This window comes from Streptomyces sp. NPDC055189 (assembly GCF_053606765.1).
Genome location: NZ_JBSGSG010000111.1, coordinates 20,971 through 27,397 on the forward strand (window position 1 = coordinate 20,971; position 6,427 = coordinate 27,397).

The following is a 6,427-nucleotide window of genomic DNA, read 5'->3' on the forward strand; positions in this document are numbered from 1 at the left end:
CCGATGACCACCCTGGCCCCCCGTACCGGCCTCACCGCTCCCGCCGACCACATCTACGCCACCGGCCTGCGCAACCAGTGGCACCCCGTCGTTCCCTCGGACTTCGTCGCCCCCGGCGCCATGCGCAAGGTCACCGCACTCGGCGAACAGTGGCTCCTCTTCCGCCGCTCCGACGGCGCCCTTTCGATGCTCGCCGACCGCTGTCCGCACCGCGGGGCTCCCCTCTCGCTCGGCAAACACCTCGGTGACCGGGTGGCCTGCTGGTACCACGGCGTGGAGATCGAGACCGACGGCACCGTCTCCTCCGTACCGGGTCTGCCCGGCTGCAACCTGGAGGGCAAGAAGCTCGTCACTTCGCTGCCCGTACGGGAGATCGGCGGCGCGATCCTGGCGTACTTCGGCGACGAGAAACACCCGGAGCCCGCCGAACTGACGCTGCCCGAGCCGCTCACCGACCCCGACGTCGACGCGATCCTCTGCTATGCGGAGTGGAACGGCCCGTGGCGGTTCGCGGTGGAGAACCTCCTCGACCCGATGCACGGCGCCTTCCTCCACCACGAGTCGCACACGATGTACGACGGCGACACCACCGCCAAGTTCCGCATCCGGGAGACGGACCGCGGCTACTTCTTCGAGAAGACCGACCAGCGGGGCGTCAACTTCGACTGGGTGGAGCTGTGCCGCACCGGCGTGGACTGGGTGGACCTGACCATTCCGTACCCCCCGTCGGCAGGCCCCGGTGGCCCGTTCGGGATCGTCGGCATGGTCTGCCCGGTCGACGAGAACCGCACCGGCGTCTTCTTCTGGCGCTACCGCCGCGTCCAGGGCTGGCAGCGCGACACCTGGCGCTTCCTCTACAAGACCCTCATCGAGGAGCGCCACTGGCAGGTTCTCGAACAGGACCGCGTAATGCTGGAGGCGATGCCCGCCGACGCCGACCAGCGCGAGAACCTCTACCAGCACGACCTGGGCGTGGTCCGGCTGCGCCGGATGTACCGCGCGGAGGCGGAGGCCCAGGCAGCCGGCGCGTGACGGCTCAGGCTTCCGGCTCGTGAGGTTCGTCGGAGTCGGTGATGGACCGCTCCAGCTTGGACATCAGGCGGGCCAGCTGGCGGCACTCGGCCGGGGAGAGTCCGTCGAGCATCCGGCGTTCGTTGTCGAGATGCTCGGCGAACACCTCGTCGATCTTGGCGAGGCCCGCCTCGGTGAGCCGTGAGTAGACGACGCGGCGGTCCTCCGCGTCGCGCTCGCGCACGATCAGGCCGTCCTTCTCCAGGCGGTCGATGCGCAGCGTCACCCCCGCCGACGAGACAAGACCGGAGTCGGCGAGCTGACCCGCCGTGAGCCGGTAGGGCGCCCCGGCCCTGCGCAGCGCGGTCAGCACGTCGAACCCGGCGACCGCGAGGCCGTGCCGCTCGATCGCCGTGGTCAGCCGGGTGTTGTAGCGCAGGAAGGTGCGGTGCAGCCGCGCCAGGACCTCCAGGGGAGAGGTGTCGAGCTCCGGCCGCTCCCTGGCCCAGTCCTCGATGATCGATGCGACCGCGTCCCGCTGGGCCCCCGCCGACTTCTTCCCGGCCATGTGCCGTAGCCTCCCTCTCGCCCGTCCCGCGGTCGTCGCGCCCCACAGTCGGTCCCGTTCCGCGGTCAGTACGGAAATCTTAGCCCTGAGAGAAGTACGTATTCGCGGGACCACGTGCACGAAAGCGCCGGGACACGCCATACTCGTCCGATACATCGGATGTCTTCTGTCTTGCGAGGCGAGGTCCCCATGGCTGTCACCGACGAGGCCATCGAAAAGATCAAGGGCATGATCGTCTCCGGTGCCCTGCGCCCCGGCGACCGGCTGCCCAAAGAGAGTGAACTCGCCGCCGACCTGGGCCTTTCACGCAACTCGCTGCGCGAGGCGGTACGCGCCCTCTCGCTGATCCGCATCCTCGACGTACGCCAGGGCGACGGTACGTACGTCACGAGCCTGGACCCGCAGCTGCTCCTCGAAGCCCTGAGCTTCGTCGTCGACTTCCACCGCGACGACACGGTCCTTGAGTTCCTCGCGGTGCGCCGCATCCTGGAACCGGCCGCCACCGCCATGGCCAGCGCCCACATCACCGAGGCCGAACTCGACGTCCTCACCGCGCAGCTGGACGCCCTGGGGGCGGCGCCTTCGGTGGAGGAACTGGTCGCCTGCGACCTGGAGTTCCACCGCGGCATCGTCCAGTCGTCCGGCAACTCCGTGCTCTGCTCGCTCCTGGACGGCCTCTCCGGACCCACCACCCGGGCCCGCATCTGGCGCGGCCTGACCCAGGAGGACGCCGTCAGCCGAACCCTGCACGAGCACCGCGCGATCCTCACCGCGCTGCGCGACCGTGACGCCGAGGCGGCCAGGTCATGGGCGACGGTGCACATCGCGAGCGTGGAGCAGTGGCTGCGCTCGACGCTGTGAGGCACGGGCACCGATGCACGGGCGCCGAGGGAGTGCGCGGGCCTCTCGCGGGGCAGTGATCCGGTCATCGAAGCCGCTGCGAGGGGGCTGCGGAGGGCCCCGCTGGACGCCGTAAGGTTGGGGCGTACTCAAAGGACATCGGAAGGAGGCCTGGGTGATCGAGCTCGAGGGAGTTCCCGAGCTGGTCGACCCGGTCATGGTGGCCGCGTTCGAGGGCTGGAACGACGCCGGCGACGCCGCCTCCACCGCGGTCGCGCATCTCGACAAGGAGTGGAAGGGCGAGGTCTTCGCGGCGCTGGACGCCGAGGACTACTACGACTTCCAGGTCAACCGCCCCACGGTCTTCCTGGAAGGCGGCGTCCGCAAGATCACCTGGCCGACGACCCGGCTCTCGGTGGTCCGCGTGGGCGGTGACAAGCCGCGCGACCTCGTGCTGGTCCGCGGGATCGAGCCGTCGATGCGCTGGCGGTCGTTCTGCAACGAGATCCTGGGCTTCGCCCACGAGCTCGGCGTGGAGCTCGTGGTGATCATGGGTGCGCTGCTCGGCGACACCCCGCACACCCGCCCCGTCCCGGTCAGCGGCGTCACATCCGACCCGGACCTGGCCCGCACGATGGACCTGGAGGAGACGAAGTACGAAGGCCCGACGGGCATCGTCGGCATCCTCCAGGAGGCGTGCACGCACGCGGGCGTCCCCGCGGTGAGCCTGTGGGCGGCCGTCCCGCACTACGTCTCGCAGCCGCCGAACCCGAAGGCCACCCTTGCCCTCCTGAACCGCCTCGAAGACCTCATCGGCCTGCGGATCCCCCTCGGCGACCTCGCCGAGGACGCCCGCGCCTGGCAGGTGGGCGTGGACCAGCTGGCGGCCGAGGACAGCGAGGTCGCCGAGTACGTCCAGTCCCTGGAGGAGGCGCGGGACACGGCCGAGCTGCCCGAGGCGAGCGGCGAGGCCATCGCCCGTGAGTTCGAGCGCTATCTGCGCCGGCGCGACGGCGGGGGCGGCCCCCCGCAGGCCGGCGGGCACGCCACGGACGGCGGCGACCGCACACGGCCGCCGAAGCCGCAGCCGCGCACGGATCCCGGGCCGGAGCCGGAACCGCAGGAACGGGAGCCGGAAGAGGAGAGCAGCGGCGAATCCGGATCCTCTGATTCCTCGGAGGACCGCGAGGACTGACGCGAGCACGCACGGCAAGTGGGGCGGCATCCGAAAGGGTGCCGCCCCACTGCGTTGCGCCCGGCCACCGCGGTGCATCCGGCGGTGTATGGCCGGAATGAGGCGTGACATCGCCTTCCGGACGAATTGCGTGAGGTTCCCTTAACACCTTGATTTCAAACGTAGTTGGGGCAAAGGGGGTGGACGACTCCGCCCGGCGGTAGCAAGGTGTGCCCCGGAATGCACGGCCACGGCGCACAGCACGGCACCCGAAGGGAGCGGTGAAGCGATGACCGACCAGACAGAGCCGGCAGGAGGGCCGGGAGGCAGCGGCCCCGGTCCCGACGGTGCGGGATTCACCTACCGGGCGTCCGAGCAGGAGCTGATCGTCGTCGCACGGCCCGAGGCCCGGCTGCGTGCCGGGAGCGAGGGCGTCCGCTCGGCGGCGGGCTCCGACGTATCGGCCCTGAACATGTTCCTCAGCGACGAACAGCTCGCCCTGGAGCCGCTGTTCGGCAACGAGGAACGCCTCCGCTCCGCGGCCCGTGAGCACTTCGGCACCGACGGGAGCGACGACGTACCGGACCTGGCGCTCTTCTACCGGGTGCACGGCGGCGAGAGCAGGGCGCAGGAGCTGCGCTCGCGGATCGCGGCTCTGCCCGGGATCGATACGGCGTACGTCAAGCCGGGCGCGGTACCGGCCACGATCGATTCGCCCGACATCGGCGAGTCCGGACGCCGCAAGGAGGGCGCCCCCGTCACCCCCGACTTCACCGGCCGCCAGGGCTATCTGCGCCCGGCGCCCGAAGGCGTGGACGCGCACTGGGCGTGGCAGCGGCTCGGCGGCTCCGGCGAGGGCATCACGGTGATCGACATCGAGGGCGCCTGGCAGCTGAGTCACGAGGATCTGACCGGCAAGCTCGCCGGTGTGGTCATCGGCACCCCGATCCAGGACGTGGCCTGGCGCAACCACGGCACCGCGGTGATCGGCGTGATAGGCGGCGACCGCAACTACGTGGGCATCAGCGGCATCGCTCCCGAGGCCACGACCGCGGCGGCTTCCTTCCAGCCCCTGGGCACCGCGGCCACGATCCACGCGGCGGCCGAGCGGCTCGGCCCCGGCGACATCGTCCTGATCGAACTGCACCGCCCCGGACCGCGCTTCGACTTCGAACCGCGCGACGACCAGCGGGGCTACATCGCCCTGGAGTGGTGGCCGGACGACTACGCGGCGATCCGCCACGCGACCGCGAAGGGCGTCATCGTCGTCGGCGCGGCGGGCAATGGGGCGGAGTCCCTGGACGACGCGGTGTACGAGCGCAGGCCCGACGAGTTCCCCGAGTCGTGGCGCAACCCCTTCAACCCCTCCAACCGGCCCTCGCGCGCCGTCCTGGTCGGCGCGGGCGCACCGCCGCCCGGCACGCACGGCCGCGATCACGGCCCTGACCGCTCTCGTCTGGCCTTCTCCAACTACGGCGCCCGTGTGGACGCGCAGGGCTGGGGCCGCGAGACGACCACGACCGGCGGCTCCTGGAACAAGCCGGGCGATCTGCAGGGCGGCGCCGAGGAGATCGCCTGGTACACGGACACGTTCTCCGGCACCTCGTCCGCCTCGCCGGTCGTCGTCGGCGCGCTCGCCTGTCTGCAGGGCATGCTGAAGGCCGCGGGCCAGCAGCTGATGTCGCCGGACCGCGCGCGGGCGATGCTGCGCTCGACTGGCTCACCGCAGCAGGACGCACCGGGCCGCCCGGCATCCCAGCGGATCGGCAACCGCCCCGACATCAGGTCGGCGGTCACGAACCTGCTGCCGTCGGCGGTGGGCTCGGGGCAGGCCGAGCGCTACTGGGACGAGCTGATCCCCTATCCCCCCGAACTCCCGCCGCGCCTGCGGCTCTTCGTCGCCGGCGAGTGGCGCAACCTGAACAACCCGTCCGCCGACATCCGTCAGGCGGTGCACGCCGCCTTCGCGGGCGGGCACCCCGACGTACGCGTCTGGTTCTCGGACGACGAGGTCGTCGGCCTGGTCGTCACGGGCTGAGGCACCCGCGTGACGGCGGAGCGCCAGACGCGTCGCTCAAGCACCACAACCATTGAGGGAAGGTGGCACCCGCATGAGCACCACCCCGTACATGAGTCCCATGCAACAGCAAGGCCAGCAGTACGGACCTCAGCAGCAGTACGGCCAGCAGCAGCCGGGCCAGCAGCAGTTCGGCCCCCAGCAGGGTCAGCCGCAGGGACAGCAGCAGGGCCCGAGCACCGCGCCTCCTCAGCAGTTCGGCCAGCAGCAGTTCGGGCAGCAGCCGAGCGACCAGCAGCAGTACCAGCAGCAGCCCTTCGGCCAGCGGCAGTTCGGCCGGCAGGGCATGTCCGGCATGCAGGGCCAGCAAGGGATCCACGGGCAGCAGGGCATGCAGGGCCAGCAGGGAATGCAGGGCATGCAGCACGTCCCGCCGCAGCTGCAGCAGCAACTTCAGCAGCTCGGCCAGCAGCAGCCGTTCCAGCAGCTGCTTCAGCAGTTCGGCCAGGAGCAGGTCCCGCAGGCCCAGGCGCCGCAGATCTCCACGCAGGCGCTCGCCGCGAACGTCGCGACGTCGTTCTGGGACGTCGTCCAGCCCCTGCCCGGCCAGGCGTCGACCCTCTATCTGTTCGTCGACAACGACTGGCGGGTGTTCATCAACCCCAGCCCGCAGACCCACGACGAGGTCCAGGAGGCGTTCTCCTTCGGGCAGAAGGTGATCGGCTACTACGACACCAACAACCCCGCGTATCTCCTGGCCATCGTGGTCACGAAGTGACGGTAACCACCGTCGCGTGAACAGACGGCGGCGCCGGGC

Annotated in this window: 6 protein-coding genes; 5 read left to right on the plus strand and 1 reads right to left on the minus strand. The window is 70.7% G+C overall.

Features of this window, described 5'->3' with window-relative positions; translation table 11 throughout:
• The first annotated feature begins 3 nt into the window (after nt 1-3).
• Complete coding sequence (locus tag ACWFR3_RS42085) at nt 4-1,032, plus strand: Rieske 2Fe-2S domain-containing protein (protein ID WP_453740009.1); 1,029 nt, start codon at nt 4-6, stop codon at nt 1,030-1,032.
• 4 nt (nt 1,033-1,036) lie between these two features.
• On the opposite strand, the gene ACWFR3_RS42090 is transcribed toward ACWFR3_RS42085, so the two are convergent.
• On the minus strand, nt 1,037-1,579 hold the full coding sequence (locus tag ACWFR3_RS42090; protein ID WP_453740010.1) for a MarR family winged helix-turn-helix transcriptional regulator: 543 nt from the start codon (nt 1,577-1,579) through the stop codon (nt 1,037-1,039).
• A gap of 189 nt (nt 1,580-1,768) precedes the next feature.
• On the opposite strand from ACWFR3_RS42090, the gene ACWFR3_RS42095 reads away from it, so the two are divergent.
• The 4 genes from ACWFR3_RS42095 (at nt 1,769) to ACWFR3_RS42110 (ending at nt 6,388) form a co-directional block, all read left to right on the plus strand.
• Nucleotides 1,769-2,440: a FadR/GntR family transcriptional regulator gene (locus ACWFR3_RS42095; protein WP_160504034.1), complete on the plus strand. Its 672-nt coding sequence runs from the start codon at nt 1,769-1,771 to the stop codon at nt 2,438-2,440.
• 154 nt (nt 2,441-2,594) lie between these two features.
• Entirely contained in the window at nt 2,595-3,614 is a 1,020-nt protein-coding gene (locus ACWFR3_RS42100; protein ID WP_453740011.1) for a PAC2 family protein, read from the plus strand.
• Between the two features lie 268 nt (nt 3,615-3,882).
• A complete protein-coding gene (locus tag ACWFR3_RS42105; protein ID WP_453740012.1) occupies nt 3,883-5,631 on the plus strand; it encodes a S8 family peptidase in 1,749 nt (582 codons plus the stop codon).
• A gap of 73 nt (nt 5,632-5,704) precedes the next feature.
• Nucleotides 5,705-6,388 (plus strand): hypothetical protein, encoded by a 684-nt coding sequence (locus ACWFR3_RS42110; RefSeq protein WP_453740013.1) that lies wholly within the window; start codon nt 5,705-5,707, stop codon nt 6,386-6,388.
• Nucleotides 6,389-6,427 lie beyond the last annotated feature (39 nt).